Below are 17,385 nucleotides of genomic sequence, written 5' to 3' on the forward strand. Positions count from 1 at the left end.
TTGAGTTTATTGCTAATAAGATTGCTGATATTTTAGATGATATTAACAACACAGAGCTTCAAGAACAAATTAAGCTAGAGCTTAAAGATTTAGCTTCTAACTTTGTTATTTACAACCAATCGACTTACTAAAGGTTTAAACCAAGATTAATAAAGGTTAATTATGGAAATAAAAGGCGAAGATTTTATAAAAAAAGTTCAATTAAAACAAGAAGAAAATGAAATTGAACAAAGATTAAATGAAATTAAAAATGCACAGGCAGTTTATGAAGGTCAAGAAGAAGAACCCATAGAAGAGCAACCAAGAAGAAATGTTGCCCCTGACTTAGATAGAGAACTTCAAATGCAAGAAGAGCAAGAATATAGTGATATAATGCTAGGGAAAACACCTAATAATTCTTCTTCAAATGAAAACAATAAAAAGAAATATCTAGTTTTAGGTCTTGTTTTAGTTATTCTATTTTTATTAACTATAATTATCATTCGTCTTTTAACTAATGATTCAGATGAAGATGAGTCTTTTTCAAAAACACAAAATAGTGAAAATAAACAAACTATTTTAGAAAATGAAAATATTGAAGAGCAATATCAAAAAATCATCAATGAAAAATTGAAAAATATAAAAGAAGAAAATACGCAGAACACTGTTTCTAATGAAAATTCAGAATTAAATTTAGAAGAAATTGAAGAAAAAGAAAAAGTTATAGAAAAACCAATTCAAAATATGAAACCTGATGTTTTTAATGTAAAAAAAGTAGCACAAGAAGAACCTAAAATAGAAAAGAAAGTTGAACCTAAACCAAAACCTGTTGTTAAAAAAGAAACACCAAAACCTATTGTTAAGAAAAGTTCTTCAAATAATAATATTACAAAGAAGCCACAAGGTACTTTTGTACAAATTGGAGCATTTTCAAAAATGCCAAATGATAAATATTTAACATCTATTACTCAAAAAGGTTTTAAATATAAAATATATAAAGTTTCTATAAACAATAAAATGTTTCATAAAGTACTTATTGGCCCATATAATTCAAGAGGTCAAGCTAAATTAGCAATTGATAATATTAAAAAACAACTTAATATATCAGGAGCATTTATATTAACATTTTAATTAAGGTAACCAGTTAATGCAATTTTATTCAAAAGAACTTTTTCTAGATCAATTTACACCAGTATCGATCTATGAAAAAGTTAAAGAACTATACAAAGATGAACTTACTTTTCTTTTTGAAAGTACAATCAATTCAAGTAATGGAAATTACTCATTTATTTTTATTGGTCAAAGAGAAAGAATTTGGCATGAAAATAATAAAACTTATTTCAAAAATGAAAAAAAAGAGACTATTGAAGTAGACTCAAACCCTTTAAAGTTTTTACAAAAATATTATAAACAATTTGATAAATCTATTTATAAAGAAAAAGCTAGAGAACTAGGTATTGGTTTAATTGATGGCTTTATTGGAAATGTTGGTTATGATATAGGAAAAGAGTTTGAACCAAAACTTAAAAAATCTATGGATAACTTAGTTGACCAATTAAATATTCCTGATTTGGATTTAGTAAGACCAAAGATTATTTTAGCATTTTCTCATAAAACATCAAAACTTATAATGGTAACTTCTTTAGAAGAAAAAAAAGAAGATTTAAAAAAAATAGAAAAAGAACTCTATACCTCATATATGTATCAACCCTTAAAAAAAGCTACATTTTTAGACGAAGGTAAATTTAACTATTCAAAAAAAGAGTTTTTTAATATGGTAGCAGAAGCAAAAAAAATGATTAAATCAGGAGATGTTTTTCAAATTTTAATGTCAAATAGATTTATTCAAAAAGCTAAAGTAGACCATCTAAGTTTTTATCGAGTATTAAGAAGTAAAAATCCTAGTCCCTATGCTTTCTTTTTAGAATACGAAAATTTTTCAATAGCTGGTAGTTCACCTGAAGTAATGGTAAGACTTGTGGATGGTCATATCTTATTAAGACCTATTGCAGGAACGAGAAAAAGAGGTAAAACTATAGATAGAGATTTCGAACTTGAAGAAGAAATGCTTAAAGATGAAAAAGAAAAAGCAGAACATATTATGTTAGTTGACTTAGGTAGAAATGATGTGGGAAGAGTTGCAAAAAGAGGTACCGTAAAAGTAACTGATTTAATGAGAGTTGAAAGATACTCTCATGTAATGCATATGGTATCTGATGTTGAAGCACTTATTGATGAAAATAAATATGATATGTTTGATTTATTTGCTGCAACTTTTACAGCAGGGACAATGACAGGAGCACCTAAAATTAGGGCTATGGAACTAATAGCACAATTTGAAGGAATAAAAAGAAACTTCTATTCAGGTTCAATAGCTTACTTTGGATTTGATGGAAATATGGACTCTGCCATTACTATTAGAACAACTATGCTTACAGATGATAAAGTAATTTTTCAAGCTGGTGCAGGAGTAGTTGCTGATAGTATTCCTGAATTAGAATATTTAGAAGTTCAAAATAAACTTGCTGCAAATATTTCTACACTAAAAGATTTATCATAAATAAGGATTATAAGATGTTACTTGGAGTAAATATTGACCACATTGCAGTTCTACGAGAAGCAAGAAAAATAAATGACCCAAATCCATTAGATGCTTTAGGAATTTGTAAACTTGCAGGAGCTGATCAAATAACTATTCATTTAAGAGAAGATAGAAGACATATTCATGATGAAGATGTAAAAGCAATTATTAAACAAAGTTCACTACCTGTAAATCTTGAATGTGCAATTGATGAAGAAATTATTGATATTGTTTGTAAACTTAAACCTTCTAGAGCAACTTTAGTTCCTGAAAAAAGAGAAGAGGTAACTACAGAAGGAGGATTAAACTTAAGTACAAATTTTGCTAGAATAAAAAAAGTAATTAAAAAACTTCATGATAATGAAATAGAAGTCTCTTTATTTATTGACCCTACTAGGGAAATGGTAGAATTAAGTTCTAAATTAAAAGTTGAGTGGGTAGAATTACATACTGGAACTTTTGCCAATATTTATGCAATGTTAAATACAAATTTAAGTCAAACACATCATAGTATAAAAGAGCTAGAATTACCAAAAAGAGTATTAAAAGATCTTCTTCAAAAAAGTAGAAAAGAAATAAAGAAAACTGCTTCTTTAGCACAAGAGTTTAAAATAAAAGTTGCTGCAGGTCATGGATTAAATTATCAAAATGTAGAATTAATTTCTTCTATAAAAACAATTGAAGAATTAAATATAGGACAAAGTATTATAGCAAGATCTATATTTACAGGACTTGAAAGAGCAATAATGGATATGAAAGAATTAATATGAGTAAAGAAAAAAAAATTAAAGTTGCAATTTCAGTAGGAGATTTAAATGGTATTGGAATTGAATTAGCTTTAATTGCTCATGAAAAAATCACTCAATACTGTACTCCCCTTTACTGTATAAATAAAACTATGTTACAAAAAGCTTCTAAAGAATTAAATATTGATATTCCAAAAAACTTCAAAACCTTTAATATAAAAGGTGACTTTGAAATAAAACCAGGGCAAGTGACTAAAAAAAGTGGAAAATATTCTTTCGATTCTTTTTATCAAGCAATTGATTTAGCTAGAAAAGATGAAGTTAAAGCTATAGTTACTCTACCTATAAATAAAGAAGCATGGAATAAGGCTGAAATAAAATATAAAGGGCATACTGAAGTTCTAAGAGATTTTTTTGGAGAGAATGCAATTATGATGTTAGGTTGTAAAAAGATGTTTGTTTCTTTATTTACTGAACACTGTGCATTAAAAAAAGTTCCAAAAAAAATTGAAGAAAAAACTCTAACTAAATTTCTCCTAGATTTTTATAAAAGTATAAATAGTGATAATATTGCAGTACTAGGATTAAACCCACATGCTAGTGATAATGGAGTATTAGGAGATGAAGAAGTAGAAATTTTTAAAGCAATTAAAAATGCTAATGAAAAATTAAACAAAAATATTTTTAAAGGCCCTTTAGTTCCAGATACAGCTTTTTCTCCAATGTCTAGAAAGAATTATAAATATTTTGTAGCTATGTACCACGACCAAGGATTAGCTCCACTTAAAGCTTTATATTTTGACCAAAGTATAAATGTAAGTCTAAATCTTCCTATAATAAGAACTTCTGTTGACCATGGAACAGCTTTTGATATAGCTTATAAAAAAGATATAAAAATAAATACAAAAAGTTATATAAATGCAGTAAAAGAAGCTGTAAATCTTCATAAAAAAAGAGTATGAATACCTTAGAATATTGTCATGAATTTGATTTCTCGAAAATCAATTTTATTGAGCGAAAAATAAGGATAACTCATCCTAGAACAATTATATCAGGACCACCTAGAGTAGGAAAAACTTTTTTAATTTATGACTATTTAGCAAAGTTTAAAGTTGAAGATTATTTGTATATTGACTTTAAAGACATTAGGAATTCAAAAAAAGTTATTGAAAAAAACTTAGAAGAGTATATCTATAGAAATAAAATAAAGGTCTTAGTACTAGAAGACTTCCAATTTGATATAAAAATCCCTTTTTGTGAAAGTATTATAATTTCTACACAAAAAGAACATTATCTAAAAGCTTACAAAAATATATTCTTAAATCCTTTAGATTTTGAAGAATATTTATTACATGAAAATAAAAATCAAAATATCACACAAAGTTTTAATACTTTTTTAAAACATGGGAATCTCCCTGAATCAGTCAATAAACCAGAATATATCATATATAAAGATTTACAAAATATTATCAAACTTTATACTAATGATTTAATTAGTCAACAAATTTTAAAAATTCTTTTAGATAATATTGATGAAAAGAAATCCTTAAACCAATTATATTTAACTTTAAAAGAAGATTATAAAGTTTCAAAAGATAAATTTTATGAAAAATGTAAAGAGTTTGAAGAAAAAAGAATTATATATTTTATCAAAAAATATAATCAAGATAGAGCAACAAAAAAGATCTATTCATATAACTCTGCTTTTTTTAATGCAATAAATTATAAAAAGAAATTCAAAAATGAATTAACAAATATTGTTTTTCAAGAACTACTTAATAAATTTAAAGAAATTTATTTTTTAGATTATATTGATTTTTTTATTCCAAAAGAAAAAATAGCTATTTGTCCTATTGCTTTTTTTAATTCATCATTAATGAGCCCTACTTTAAAAAGAATTTTAAAAGTAGCAAAAGAAAATAAAGTAGAAAATCTATACATAATTACAGTTTCAAATAATGAAACTTTTACTATCGATAATATTGAAATTAATGTTTTACCCTTTTATGAATGGGCATTAACTTAAATATTAACTTTTTTTTTAGATAAATTTAGATAAAATCACGCAATTATTAAAGGAACAAAATGAATAAAAGAGTACTTGTAAAGTTTTCAGGTGAAGCACTAGCTGGTGCTGATGGATATGGTATTGACACTCAAATTTTGGACTACATAGCAAATGAAATCAAAGAGCTAGTTAATAACAATATTGAAGTTGGAATTGTAATTGGTGGTGGTAATATTATCAGAGGTGTTACAGCTGCTGCTGATGGTGTTATCAAAAGAACAAGTGCTGATTATATGGGTATGCTAGCAACTGTTATAAATGGAATTGCTATGCAAGAAGCTTTAGAACATAAAGGCTTAAATGCAAGACTTCAAACTGCAATTAAAATGGAACAATTAGCTGAACCATTTATTGTAAGAAAAGCACAAAGACATCTTGAAAAAGGTAGAGTTGTTATATTTAGTGCAGGAACAGGAAATCCTTATTTTACAACAGATACTGCTGCTACATTAAGAGCTACAGAAATTGATGCATGTATGCTTATTAAAGCAACAAAAGTTGATGGTGTTTATGATAAAGATCCAATGAAATATGAAAATGCTGTAAAATTAGATACAATTACTTATGATAAGGCATTAGAAGACCATATAAGAGTTATGGATGATACGGCAATTGCATTAGCCAAAGATAATCAACTACCAATAGTTGTTGCAAATATGAATGAAAAAGGAAATTTACTAAAAATAGTTAATGGTGACTATAGTAAATGTTCAATTGTAAAATAAAGGGAAAATATGAGACTAGAAGAAAGAATGGCAAAAGCTTTAGAAAGAGTAAATAATGATAGATACATTTTAGCTATCGCAGTTGGTCAAAGAGCTGATGAATTAAGTAAAGGTGCTAAACCTTTATTAGATAAAAATACTCAAAATATGAAATATACTGATATTGCAATTGATGAAATTGCAGATGGTCTTTTAAAAATTGAAGGTTTAGTAGAAAAAAGTTAATTATAAAAGCTAAGCTTTTATAATTAATTTAGGTTACTTATGGATCCATTTATTGAAAAAATAGAGAGTATTAAAACTCTTGATGATGCTATAAATCTTCTTCAAACTGAAACAAAAATCACTCCAAAACTACAAGAATTAATTGATTTTGTAATTGAAGCCCATAAAGAGCAACAAAGAAAAAGTGGAGAACCATATTCTATTCATCCTTTATTAGTTGCTTCTATTGCTTCTCATTTTTCAAAAGATGAAGATGTAATAGCAACTGCTTTGCTTCATGATGTTGTAGAAGACACTCAATTTGATATTAGTTTTGTTAGAGAAAAATGGGGAGATGATGTTGCTCATATGGTTGATGGGCTTACAAAAATAGATGAAATAAGAGAACATGAATTAATATCATCTGATTCAGATAAAAAACTAATTACTTCTGCACTTACATTTAGAAAGATGTTAATTGCATCAATTAATGATGTTAGAGTATTAGTCGTGAAATTATGTGATAGACTTCATAATATGCTTACACTTGATGCCCTACCCCATAAAAAACAATTAAGAATTGCTGAAGAAACTTTAGTTGTTTATGTTCCTATTGCACACAGACTAGGTATTTCAACTATAAAAAATACTTTAGAAGATTTAGCTTTTTTTTATATCTATCCAAAAGAATATAAAAAAATTGATAACTTTATAAAAGAGCATCAACATGCAATACAGTTAACTTTTAATAAATTTACTGCTTCAACACAAAAATTATTAGAAAAAAATGGTTATGACTTAAGTACAATCAAAATATCAAGTAGAATAAAACATTATTACTCAATTTACCTAAAAATGCAAAGAAAAGGTGTAAGTATTGATGAAGTTTTAGATTTACTTGCTATTAGAATTTTAGTTCCTGAAGATATTGATTGTTATAAAGTTTTAGGTTTTTTACATTTAGAATATAAACCTCTTATTTCAAGATTTAAAGATTATGTATCAACACCTAAAGAAAACGGTTATCAAACCATTCATACAACAGTATTTTATAACTCTAAGATATATGAAGTTCAGATTCGAACTTTTGAAATGAATAAAGTAGCAGAATATGGTATTGCAGCCCATTGGAAATACAAAATTGGAGCAAAACAACAACCTAATTTAAATTGGTTAAAGTCTTTAGAATATTCAAATGAAAATATTGAAGAATTCTATCAAGATACAAAAGATGATTTGTACTCAGAAGATATTGTTGTTTATTCACCACAAGGTGATACTTTTAGTTTACCAAGAGGTTCAACAGCACTTGATTATGCTTATGCAGTGCATACAGATATAGGAAGAAATGCAATTGAATGTTATATAAATAAAGTTAAAAAGCCTTTACTAAGTGAATTAAAAAGTTCTGACATTATTTCAGTAAAAACAGTGGATTATGCCATTCCAAGATGCTCATGGACTGATTTAGTAAAAACAAATCGAGCAAAAAAGCAAATAAAGTTTTTATGCTCTCAAAGATTAAGAGAAATTGATGAATTAACAGGTAAAAATATTATAAATACTCTCTTTTCAAAATATTATGAAAATGTAAGTAATTTATTAAAGAACCAACCTTTACAAAAAGTTCCTCACAATCTTGATTACTTTAAGCATATTAAACATGAAATAGAAAAAAAAGTTAGTGATAAACAAGGTTTTGTAACCAGATTTAAAATGTATACTAGTAAAATAAAAAGATTTAAATTTGACAATATAATTATATATTCGAATTTTAGTATTAATTCTGTATCATTCGACCACTGTTGTCATCCTAAATTTGCTGATGAGATTGTAGCCTTTAGAGAAGGTAACAAAGCAATTATTCATCATAAAATGTGTGATAAAGCATACAAAAAGATTATGAGTAATGAACCTATGTTATTTTGTAAATGGACAAAAGACACTTTATACCATTATAAAATGGTAGTAAGTCTACCAAATACAAAAGGTGAATTAGCAAGATTACTTTCATATATGAGTCAATATGAAGGATATATTCTTGCCGTTGATTATGGAAGAGAAAAGCACTCATATCGACAATATTGTGATATTGAATTTGAAATAAATAAATCAAACATCGATGAAGTAAGAAAAATTATAGAAAAAAAAGTAAAAGTTATAGAATTTTTTTCAAAAAAAGATGCCTATACTAAATAAGTTTAAAAAAGAGGATTTATGGAAGAACAAATAAAAGAAGCATTAGCAGAAATACAAAGAGGAACTGCTGAAATTATTGATATTGAAAGAATTGAAAAACTTATAAGAAATTATTTTGAAAAAGGTGAAAACTTTTATGTAAAAGTAGGATTTGATCCAACTGCTCCTGATTTACATTTAGGACATACTGTACTTATTCAAAAAATGGCAACCTTTCAGAAGTTTGGAGGAATTGTCCAATTTCTAATTGGAGATTTTACTGCAACAATTGGAGATCCAACAGGAAAAAGTGAAACAAGAAAAGTATTAAGTGCTGAACAAGTTTTGGAAAATGCAGAAACATATAAAGAACAAGTTTTTAAGATATTAGATCCTGAAAAAACTGAAGTAAAATTTAATTCACAATGGTTAAATGAACTAGGAACAGCAGGACTAATTAATTTAGCATCAAACTTAACAGTTGCAAGAATGTTAGAAAGAGATGATTTTTCAAAAAGATATGCAAGTAATACACCTATAGCTGTAAGTGAATTTACTTATCCTTTATTACAAGGATATGATTCTGTTGCAATGAATACGGATATTGAAATGGGAGGAACTGATCAAAAGTTTAATTTACTAATGGGAAGAACCTTACAAAAAGCATATAACTGTAAAAAACAACAAGCAGTTTTAATGATGCCTATATTAGAAGGCTTAGATGGTATTCAAAAAATGTCTAAATCTTTAGGTAATTATATAGGTGTTACAGATGAAGCTAATGATATGTTTGGTAAAGTATTGTCAATTTCAGATGAATTGATGTGGAGATATTTTGAATTACTTTCTTCTAAGTCTTTAAAAGAAATAGAAGATTTTAAAGATGCCGTTAAAAATAATACTCTTCATCCTAAAAAAGTAAAAGAAGATTTAGCTATAGAAATAGTAGATAGATACCATGGTAAAGGTGCAGGAATAAAAGCAAAAGAAGAATTTGAAAAAGTATTTGCACAAAAAGATATTCCTACAGATATAAAAGAGTTTGAATTAGAAAATGGAATTTGGCTTTGTCAAGCTTTAGTAGATACTGGGTTAGTTAAATCAACTTCTCAAGCAAGAAGAGATATAAAAGCAAATGCAGTTTCTTTAAATCAAGAAAAAGTTCAAGATGAAAAATTAAATTTAGAAGTGGGGGAATATATTTTACAAAAAGGTAAAAAAAGTTTCGCTAAGATAATAATAAAATAAAAGAAGGCACAATTTGAAAATAGGAAAATATGAAATAAAACATCCAATAATCCAAGGGGGAATGGGTGTTGGAATTAGCTGGGATAAATTAGCTGGTACTGTAAGTAAAGAAGGTGCGCTTGGTGTTATCTCAGGAGTAGGTACAGGATATTATCAAAGTGATGAATATCAAATAAAAACTAGAAAAGATAAACCTGTTGATGTATTAAATTTTTACTCAAAAGATGCTTTAACAACAATCATTAAAAATGCAAGAAAAATTTGTGGAAATGCACCACTTGCATGCAATATTCTTTATGCATGTAATGATTATGGAAGAATTGTAAAAGACGCTTGTGAAGCTGGAATAAATATGATTATCACTGGTGCTGGTATTCCTACAAATATGCCTGAATTTACAAAAAACTTTCCAGATGTTGCATTAATTCCTATAGTTTCAAGTGCAAGAGCCTTAAAACTAATTTGTAAAAAATGGAAAAGATATAATAGACTACCAGATGCAGTTATTGTTGAAGGACCAAAATCTGGTGGACATCAAGGTTTTTCTTATGATGATTGTTTTAAAGAAGAATTCCAATTAGAAAATATAGTTCCTCCTGTTATAGAAGAAGCTAAAAATTGGGGAAATCCTCCTATCATAGCAGCTGGAGGAATTTGGGATAAAAAGGATATAGATAAATTTATGGATATGGGTTGCTCAGGTGTTCAAATGGCAACAAGATTTATTGGTACCTTTGAATGTGATGCAGATCCAAGCTTTAAAAAAGTTTTAATTGATGCTAAAGAAGATGATATAAAACTAATGAAATCTCCAGTAGGTTTACCTGCAAGAGGTGTTCAAACAAATCTACAAAGATCTATGAAAGAAGGAACTGCACCAAAAGTTGTTTGTATTTCAAACTGTGTAGCTCCTTGCCATAGAGGAGTTGAAGCAAAAGCTGTTGGATACTGTATTGCAGATAGATTAGGTGCTGCATATCAAGGGGATTTAGATACAGGACTATTCTTTACAGGTTCAAATGGATATAAAATTGATAAAGTAATTTCTGTTCATGAACTCATAGAGAAACTAACCAAAGGAGAATAAAAATTTATAAAAATTTTTCTTTTTTAATTTTTTTATTATCATTTTTATTTATAAATACTTCTATTTTTGCTAGTACTCTTGATGAGTACAATAAAGCAAGAATGGAATATCTAAAAGCAGTATTAAATAGTGATAAAAATAAAGAAATAACTAATCTAAAAAAGTTAATTCAAACAGGAAAAAAATTAAATAAAAATATAAAAAAATATGAGATAGAATTAAATAAATATAATAAAGAAAAAGCAACTACTCCTATAAAAATTATTAAAAGAAAAACAAAAACTAACACTATAAAAAAAGTTTCTAAAAATAAAATAACATCTTCTTCTAAATATACTATCGAATCTGTAGAATCTAGAAATAATATGGTGATTATTGACTTCAAAACAAAAATATCTAAATCTTACGTAAAATTTATGGAAAAAAAAGTAAATAATGCTTATCAAGATATATATGATATAAAAGGTAATTTTAAAGATGCCTACCCTACTAAGTTAAAAATAAATGGTGTAAAACAAATAGTTATAAAACAAGAAGATAAAAATACTCTAAGAATATTATTTGAAGACAACTATAATTTGAAAACTATCTATTTTCTAGTAAATGATAAACGACTAATATTAAAAGTTCTAGATATAAAAAACTCTAACTCAAAAAGCACAAGTACAAAAAATACAAAAGTAACATATAGACCAGGATTAAATAAGGTTGTTGTTTTAGATGCTGGACATGGAGGTAAAGATCCTGGAGGGATTGGACCAAGAAAAAGATATGAAAAAATTGTAGTTTTTAAAGTTACCAAATATCTAGAATCTTATCTAAAGAAAAGAGGATATAAAGTTTATTTAACTAGAAATAAAGATAAATTTATAAAAGTTAGAAATAGAACAGTTTTAGCAAATAAAAAGAAAGCTGATATTTTTATTTCTATTCATGCAAATGCTATAGGAAAAGCGAAAGCTCATAAACTAAAAGGAATTGAAACTTTTTTCTTAAGCCCTGCAAGAAGTGAAAGAGCAAAAAGAGTTGCTGCAAAAGAAAATGGTTCAGATGTAAGAGAAATGAGTAGCTCTACAAAAAGAGCATTTTTAGAATCCCTTAATAGACCTAGAATTACTGCTTCTCATAAGTTATCAATAGATATACAAAGAAATATGCTTTTTAATGCAAGAAAGCTATATAAAGATACTGTAGATGGAGGAGTAAGAGAAGGACCATTTTGGGTTTTAGTTGGTGCACAAATGCCTTCTGTCTTAATAGAACTTGGATATATTACGCATCCTGAAGAATCAAGAAGACTTTATACTAAAAAATATCAAAAAGCATTGGCTGAAGGAATAGCTAATGGGATAGACTCTTATTTTCTAAAGAATCCTTAATTTGTTTTATTAGGTTATTTTGTTTTCTTTTTATTTTAGGTAAATCTTTAATATCAAAAAATTTAACTTTAGAATTTTCCCAAGATAAAAAAGTTTCATATAACTTATCCTTAAAAAAATAAGTATCTAAATCTTTAATTTTTTTTGCATTCACTAACCAAATACCAATATCTTTTTCATTGTTTTCTTGAAAGAAATATTCTTCAAAAAGATATGTTTCAATAATAATTCCACACTCTTCTTTGAACTCTCTTTTTGCACACTCTTTAGGAGTTTCATTTTTAAGCATAACTCCCTTTAAACAACCCCATTTATCTAAACTTTTTACCGATTTACAAAGTAAAAGCTTTATACTATTTTTTTCTACTTTATATAAAGCAATACCATAAGCTTTTATTTTATGCATATCTTTTTCTCTTTTTGTAAATTAAATACGAACCTAAGAACCAAATAAAAAGTGGTAAAAGCAAAGAAAATTCTGGTTTTAAAACTCCACTATTTGAAAACTTATACAACATAAAGAAAAAGCCCCAAACAACTAAGGTTCCAAATATAGATAAAGAAGTAAAAGATCCCATATTAAAAAATCTCCTATTTAAAGAAGTAAAGATAAAAATAATCATAATTAAGGGTAAAATGAAAAAAGGAATAAATAATTCATAGTATATTGCAGCACGAATTTTATCAGTATTAACTCCTTGCTTACTCAATAATTCTAATGCTGAAAGAGCATCAGAAATAGAAAAATTTGACTTTTCTTCATATACATTATCCAAAATTTTTGGTTTAAACCCTTCTAAAGTATTTAAAAACTTTTCATATCTCACTTCTAGTTTAGAGTTTTCAAAGTTCATATCTTTTGGTTTCTTTACAATTTTTGCATCAACAATATACCATTTATCATTCTGAAAATATGCTTTCTTTGCAATTATTGTTTCTTCTAAATCATCATTATTTATTTTATAAATATGTATACCTTCAGCTTCTTTTCTTAGAGGGTATAAATTTTTGAAGTATACAAAATTATCATTATATTTTAAAAAAATATCTGATTTAATATTTGAAAAATAGTCTCCATCTAGTATTTTCTTCTTTTGTTCATAAGAGTAAGCTAAGGGTGTTGTTTGAATAAATATCATTACTAATAAAAGAAAAAATGAAACTAACACTACAGGTAAATAAATATCAATTCTTTTGGCACCTAAAGATGTAAAAGCAACTAATTCATTATTTTTTACAAATATTACTAGCGTTACTATCCATGCAAAAACTAAAGATAGTGGTAAAGTTAAAGTAAGAGTAAAAAAACTATTATACATAATATATAATAATTGTAAATTAGCTGAATCTGGTAAATCTTTTGAGTTTTGTAAAAAATCCATTCCTACAAAAAAAAGTTGTAATGAAATTAGTACGATTAAAAAGTGTATTAAGTATTTTTGTAAAATATATTTAGTAATTATGCCCATATTATTATTTCAATGTAAATTTTGTTTTTACTTCATCAATTGATTCACTTTGTAATGCTTCAATTGCTTTAATAGTATGAGAGATTATACCTTCTAATTTATTTAATTCTTCTTTCGAAAAGTTTGATAAGACATAATTTACAACTTCATTTTTATCTTGAGGTTTGCCTATACCTATTCTAACCCTTATATACTCTTTTCCAATACAAGAATCAATAGATTTTAAACCATTATGCCCCCCATGTCCTCCACCAATTTTAAACTTTACAGTCCCAAATGGTAAATCTAAGTCATCATGGATTACTATTATATTTTCAATATCAATTTTATAATAATCTTTTATAGCAACAACAGCTTGTCCTGAATTATTCATATAAGTATTAGGTTTTACAAAAAGGTTATTAGAAGTTTTTGAAACTTCTGCTTTGAAGTTTGATTTATTTATATTTGTAGTTTGTAAGTTTTTAGTTATTTCATCAATAACTAAAAAACCTACATTATGTCTAGTTAATTGGTACTTTTCACCAATATTTCCAAGACCTATTATTAAATACATTAAAAGCCTAAATTACTTAGCTTTAATTACACCTACAACAGGAACTCTTGGATCTAAGAAACATTGAACACCTTCTGGTAATTCTAAATTTCTTACTAAAACATTATCACCAGTATCTAAATCAGAAATTTCTAAATTAAATGATTCTGGTAAGTTTTCAATTGTACATTTAACTGGAACTCTTTTCTTATGGAAAACAAAAAGACCTTTGTTTTTTAAACCTTTTGGAGTTCCCTCAACAGTTACAGGAACTTTATAAGTAGTTCTTACACCTGGTTGAGCAACCATTAAATCTACATGTACTAAATCAGAAGTAACAGGATCTTTTTGATACTCTTGAACTACTACTTTAGTTACATTTCCACCAACATTTACATCAAATGCAATAGTTGATTTATTTCTTAAAAACTTAATGAATTCATTCTTTTTAAATGCTGCATTAATATTTTCTAAACCTTTTCCATAGATATTTGCAATTAAGTAACCATCTTTTCTTAAAGATTTAGTTTCTTGTTTTGTCATACTATCTCTTACGATACCCTCTAACATAAACTTTCCTTTTTTTAAATTTGAAGGCGTATTTTACTTAAAAAAAGTTTAAGATTACTTGAAACTTATTTAATATTCTTAATATAGTAATATAAAGACTTCATTTCTTCTGTAGTTAAAAAATATGTTGGCATTACTTTAGACTCTGTTTTATCTGATTTTAATTTATCAACAAAATCTTTAAAACTTACATTACTTATAGCTGGTGCAATAATTTTTTTTTCCACTAATTTTTTAGTTTTTTTATCTTTTTCTTTATATCTTGCTATTACTACAGCTTTATTTCCCTTTCCATGACATTTAATACACCCTACTCCTCTAGGGTTTTCATATAACATTGCCCCATATTCAAATTTAGTAATAAAAGAATTATCCATTATATTTCCAAAAAGAATTGTACTAAAAACTATAATAAAACCTATGAACTTCAATATAAGCCTTTATGTAATACTAGATTAAAAAAATTTTAGCTATTATACTACCTTAAAATTAAATAAATATGAGGCAAAAGCAATGACATTACTTGATGGAAAAGCATTATCAAATAAAATAAAAGAAGAAGTTAAAGTTGAAGTTTCAAAACTTAAGGAAGAAAAAAATATTATTCCTGGACTAGCAGTTATTTTAGTTGGAGATGATGCGGCAAGTGCAACATATGTAAATAGTAAACATAAATCATGTGAAGCAGCAGGTATATATTCTGAAGTTCATACAAAAGAGTCTTCTATTTCTCAAAAAGAATTACTAAGTTTAATTGAAGATATGAACAATAATCCAAAACTTGATGGTATTTTAGTTCAATTACCATTACCTAAACATATTGATACAACTACTGTTTTAGAAGCAATAAACCCTTTAAAAGATGTTGATGGATTTCATCCATATAATGTTGGAAGAATGGTATCAAACCTTGACTCTTTTTTACCAGCAACACCATTTGGTGTAATGAGAATGTTTGAAGAGTATGGTATTGAATTATCTGGGAAAAATGCTGTTGTAATTGGTTCATCTGATATTGTTGGAAAACCAATGGCATCACTTTTAATCAATGCAAAAGCAACGGTAACTGTTTGTAACTCTAGAACAAAAGATTTAAGTGCTCATACAAAAGCAGCAGATATTGTAATTATTGCAGTAGGTGTTCCTCATTTACTAAAAGCAAATATGTTAAAAGAAGGAGCTGTTGTTATTGATGTAGGAATCAATAGACTTGATACTGGTAAACTAACTGGAGATGCAGACTTTGAAGATTGTAAAGATAAATGTTCATATATAACTCCTGTTCCAGGTGGAGTTGGACCAATGACAATAGGAATGTTATTAAAAAATACTCTAAAAGCTGCAAACCTTAGAGAAAAAAGAGAAAACAACTAATGCTTAGAAAAGTTTACAACTGGTCTTCTTCATGGACAGGTACAATTGTTATTGTACTTACAATTATATTTTTTATTGCACAAGCCTTTGTTATTCCAAGTGGAAGTATGAAAAACACCTTATTAATAGGAGATATGCTTTTTGTAAAGAAATTCTCATATGGTATTCCAGTTCCTAGAATTCCTTGGATTGAAGTTCAAGTATTACCTGATTTTAAAGGAAATGGTCATCTACTTGAAGGAGACAGACCCAAAAGAGGTGATATTGTTGTATTTAGATATCCAAACAACGATAATATTCACTATGTAAAAAGAGCTGTTGCTATTGGTGGAGATATAGTTGCTTTAAAAGATAAACATTTATTTTTACATCCCAAAGAAGGTAATGAATATATTAAAGAGAATTATCCAAAAGAAAAAATAATCGAATCAAATGGTAGACTTTGGGTTATGGACCCATATAAAGAGAAACATCCAGGGATTCATAATGATCCAAGTGTAAAAAGAGATGGATTACAGCCATATCAATTATTTGATATGATGCCTATTAAAATACCAGAAGATGAAACATTTATGATGGGAGATAATAGAGACCATTCAAATGACTCAAGATTTTGGGGTACAGTTCCATATAAATTTATTGTAGGTAAACCTTGGTTTATATATTTTTCTTGGAATGAAAATAAAGAAATTAGATGGAATAGAGTATTTAGAACTGTTGACTCTTTAGAAAAAGATATGCAAGGAAAAGAGTTAGAAATAAATCATAAAGAAGGAATTTACTAATGAAATATTTTATTGGTGCAGACCATGCTGGTATTGATATAAAAGCATATGTAAAAGAACTATTTGAAGCTAGAGGTCATGAAGTCATTGACTTAGGTCCAAATACTAAAGATAGAGTTGATTATCCTGATTTTGCTGCAAAAGTATGCAAAGAAGTACTTGCAAATGAAGGAACAAAAGGAATATTAATTTGTGGCTCTGGAATTGGGATGTCTATGGCTGCTAATAAATTTGATGGGATTAGAGCTGCTTTATGTCATAATGAATACTCTGCAAAAATGGCAAGAGAACATAATGATGCAAATGTAATTTGCTTAGGAGAAAGAGTTTCTGGCTATGGTATGGTTGAAGCTATAATTGAAGCTTGGGATAAAGCTTCTTTTGAAGGTGGAAGACATGAAGGAAGAGTTGAAAAAATAAATAACTTATTTGGAAGTTGTAGAGCATAAGTTGGAAA

Annotated in this window: 19 protein-coding genes and 1 pseudogene; 15 read left to right on the forward strand and 5 right to left on the reverse strand. The window is 26.9% G+C overall.

The genetic code is table 11. The annotated features are described in order from the left end of the window. The 12 genes and pseudogenes from glyA to CP965_RS12540 form a co-directional block, all read left to right on the forward strand. Window positions 1-131 (forward strand): annotated as a pseudogene (gene glyA / locus CP965_RS12485) (serine hydroxymethyltransferase); the annotation flags it as partial. A gap of 31 nt (window positions 132-162) precedes the next feature. Continuing rightward, complete coding sequence (locus CP965_RS12490) at window positions 163-1,110, forward strand: SPOR domain-containing protein (protein WP_129062453.1); 948 nt, start codon at window positions 163-165, stop codon at window positions 1,108-1,110. Window positions 1,111-1,126: 16 nt separating this feature from the next. Then, window positions 1,127-2,539: an anthranilate synthase component I family protein gene (locus CP965_RS12495; protein ID WP_129062454.1), complete on the forward strand. Its 1,413-nt coding sequence runs from the start codon at window positions 1,127-1,129 to the stop codon at window positions 2,537-2,539. 14 nt (window positions 2,540-2,553) lie between these two features. Next, window positions 2,554-3,330 carry a pyridoxine 5'-phosphate synthase gene (locus CP965_RS12500; RefSeq protein ID WP_129062455.1) on the forward strand — a complete coding sequence of 259 codons (777 nt, stop codon included), beginning with the start codon at window positions 2,554-2,556 and terminating at the stop codon, window positions 3,328-3,330. Continuing rightward, the gene (pdxA, locus tag CP965_RS12505; RefSeq protein ID WP_129062456.1) at window positions 3,327-4,268 is read left to right on the forward strand and encodes a 4-hydroxythreonine-4-phosphate dehydrogenase; all 942 of its coding nucleotides are present in this window, start codon (window positions 3,327-3,329) and stop codon (window positions 4,266-4,268) included. Before CP965_RS12500 ends, pdxA begins: the two co-directional genes overlap by 4 nt. Next, the gene (locus tag CP965_RS12510) at window positions 4,265-5,332 is read left to right on the forward strand and encodes an AAA family ATPase (protein ID WP_129062457.1); all 1,068 of its coding nucleotides are present in this window, start codon (window positions 4,265-4,267) and stop codon (window positions 5,330-5,332) included. Before pdxA ends, CP965_RS12510 begins: the two co-directional genes overlap by 4 nt. A 59-nt stretch (window positions 5,333-5,391) precedes the next feature. Continuing rightward, window positions 5,392-6,099 carry a UMP kinase gene (gene pyrH, locus CP965_RS12515; protein ID WP_129062458.1) on the forward strand — a complete coding sequence of 236 codons (708 nt, stop codon included), beginning with the start codon at window positions 5,392-5,394 and terminating at the stop codon, window positions 6,097-6,099. A 9-nt stretch (window positions 6,100-6,108) separates the two neighbouring features. Further along, the gene (locus tag CP965_RS12520) at window positions 6,109-6,324 is read left to right on the forward strand and encodes a DNA-directed RNA polymerase subunit omega (RefSeq protein ID WP_129062459.1); all 216 of its coding nucleotides are present in this window, start codon (window positions 6,109-6,111) and stop codon (window positions 6,322-6,324) included. A gap of 39 nt (window positions 6,325-6,363) precedes the next feature. Then, window positions 6,364-8,502 (forward strand): RelA/SpoT family protein, encoded by a 2,139-nt coding sequence (locus CP965_RS12525; RefSeq protein ID WP_129062460.1) that lies wholly within the window; start codon window positions 6,364-6,366, stop codon window positions 8,500-8,502. Window positions 8,503-8,520: 18 nt separating this feature from the next. Beyond that, the gene (tyrS, locus tag CP965_RS12530; RefSeq protein WP_129062461.1) at window positions 8,521-9,729 is read left to right on the forward strand and encodes a tyrosine--tRNA ligase; all 1,209 of its coding nucleotides are present in this window, start codon (window positions 8,521-8,523) and stop codon (window positions 9,727-9,729) included. A gap of 13 nt (window positions 9,730-9,742) precedes the next feature. Further along, a complete protein-coding gene (locus tag CP965_RS12535; RefSeq protein WP_129062462.1) occupies window positions 9,743-10,816 on the forward strand; it encodes a nitronate monooxygenase in 1,074 nt (357 codons plus the stop codon). 101 nt (window positions 10,817-10,917) lie between these two features. Next, entirely contained in the window at window positions 10,918-12,195 is a 1,278-nt protein-coding gene (locus CP965_RS12540) for an N-acetylmuramoyl-L-alanine amidase family protein (protein WP_129062463.1), read from the forward strand. Here the strand turns inward: CP965_RS12540 and CP965_RS12545 are convergent. The 5 genes from CP965_RS12545 to CP965_RS12565 all read right to left on the reverse strand — a co-directional run bounded on the left by CP965_RS12545 (window position 12,158) and on the right by CP965_RS12565 (window position 15,146). After that, entirely contained in the window at window positions 12,158-12,601 is a 444-nt protein-coding gene (locus CP965_RS12545; RefSeq protein WP_129062464.1) for an NUDIX domain-containing protein, read from the reverse strand. The two genes, CP965_RS12540 and CP965_RS12545, sit on opposite strands and share 38 nt — an antisense overlap. Next, on the reverse strand, window positions 12,594-13,664 hold the full coding sequence (locus CP965_RS12550; RefSeq protein ID WP_129062465.1) for an LptF/LptG family permease: 1,071 nt from the start codon (window positions 13,662-13,664) through the stop codon (window positions 12,594-12,596). The genes CP965_RS12545 and CP965_RS12550 overlap by 8 nt, the downstream gene beginning before the upstream one ends. A gap of 4 nt (window positions 13,665-13,668) precedes the next feature. Beyond that, window positions 13,669-14,220 (reverse strand): aminoacyl-tRNA hydrolase, encoded by a 552-nt coding sequence (gene pth, locus CP965_RS12555; RefSeq protein ID WP_129062466.1) that lies wholly within the window; start codon window positions 14,218-14,220, stop codon window positions 13,669-13,671. Between the two features lie 12 nt (window positions 14,221-14,232). Continuing rightward, on the reverse strand, window positions 14,233-14,769 hold the full coding sequence (locus CP965_RS12560; protein ID WP_129062467.1) for a 50S ribosomal protein L25/general stress protein Ctc: 537 nt from the start codon (window positions 14,767-14,769) through the stop codon (window positions 14,233-14,235). A gap of 65 nt (window positions 14,770-14,834) precedes the next feature. Continuing rightward, window positions 14,835-15,146 (reverse strand): c-type cytochrome, encoded by a 312-nt coding sequence (locus CP965_RS12565; RefSeq protein ID WP_129062468.1) that lies wholly within the window; start codon window positions 15,144-15,146, stop codon window positions 14,835-14,837. Window positions 15,147-15,282: 136 nt separating this feature from the next. Here CP965_RS12565 and folD point away from each other — a divergent pair, with 136 nt between their 5' ends. From folD to rpiB, 3 genes are read left to right on the forward strand one after another with little or no spacing between them, the layout of a single operon-like run. Beyond that, entirely contained in the window at window positions 15,283-16,143 is an 861-nt protein-coding gene (folD, locus tag CP965_RS12570; RefSeq protein WP_129062469.1) for a bifunctional methylenetetrahydrofolate dehydrogenase/methenyltetrahydrofolate cyclohydrolase FolD, read from the forward strand. After that, the gene (gene lepB, locus CP965_RS12575) at window positions 16,143-16,928 is read left to right on the forward strand and encodes a signal peptidase I (protein WP_129062470.1); all 786 of its coding nucleotides are present in this window, start codon (window positions 16,143-16,145) and stop codon (window positions 16,926-16,928) included. Before folD ends, lepB begins: the two co-directional genes overlap by 1 nt. Continuing rightward, window positions 16,928-17,377 (forward strand): ribose 5-phosphate isomerase B, encoded by a 450-nt coding sequence (rpiB, locus tag CP965_RS12580; RefSeq protein WP_129062471.1) that lies wholly within the window; start codon window positions 16,928-16,930, stop codon window positions 17,375-17,377. Before lepB ends, rpiB begins: the two co-directional genes overlap by 1 nt. The last annotated feature ends 8 nt before the right edge of the window (window positions 17,378-17,385 follow it).

The organism is Halarcobacter mediterraneus (assembly GCF_004116625.1).
GTDB classification, from domain to species: Bacteria; Campylobacterota; Campylobacteria; order Campylobacterales; family Arcobacteraceae; genus Halarcobacter; species Halarcobacter mediterraneus.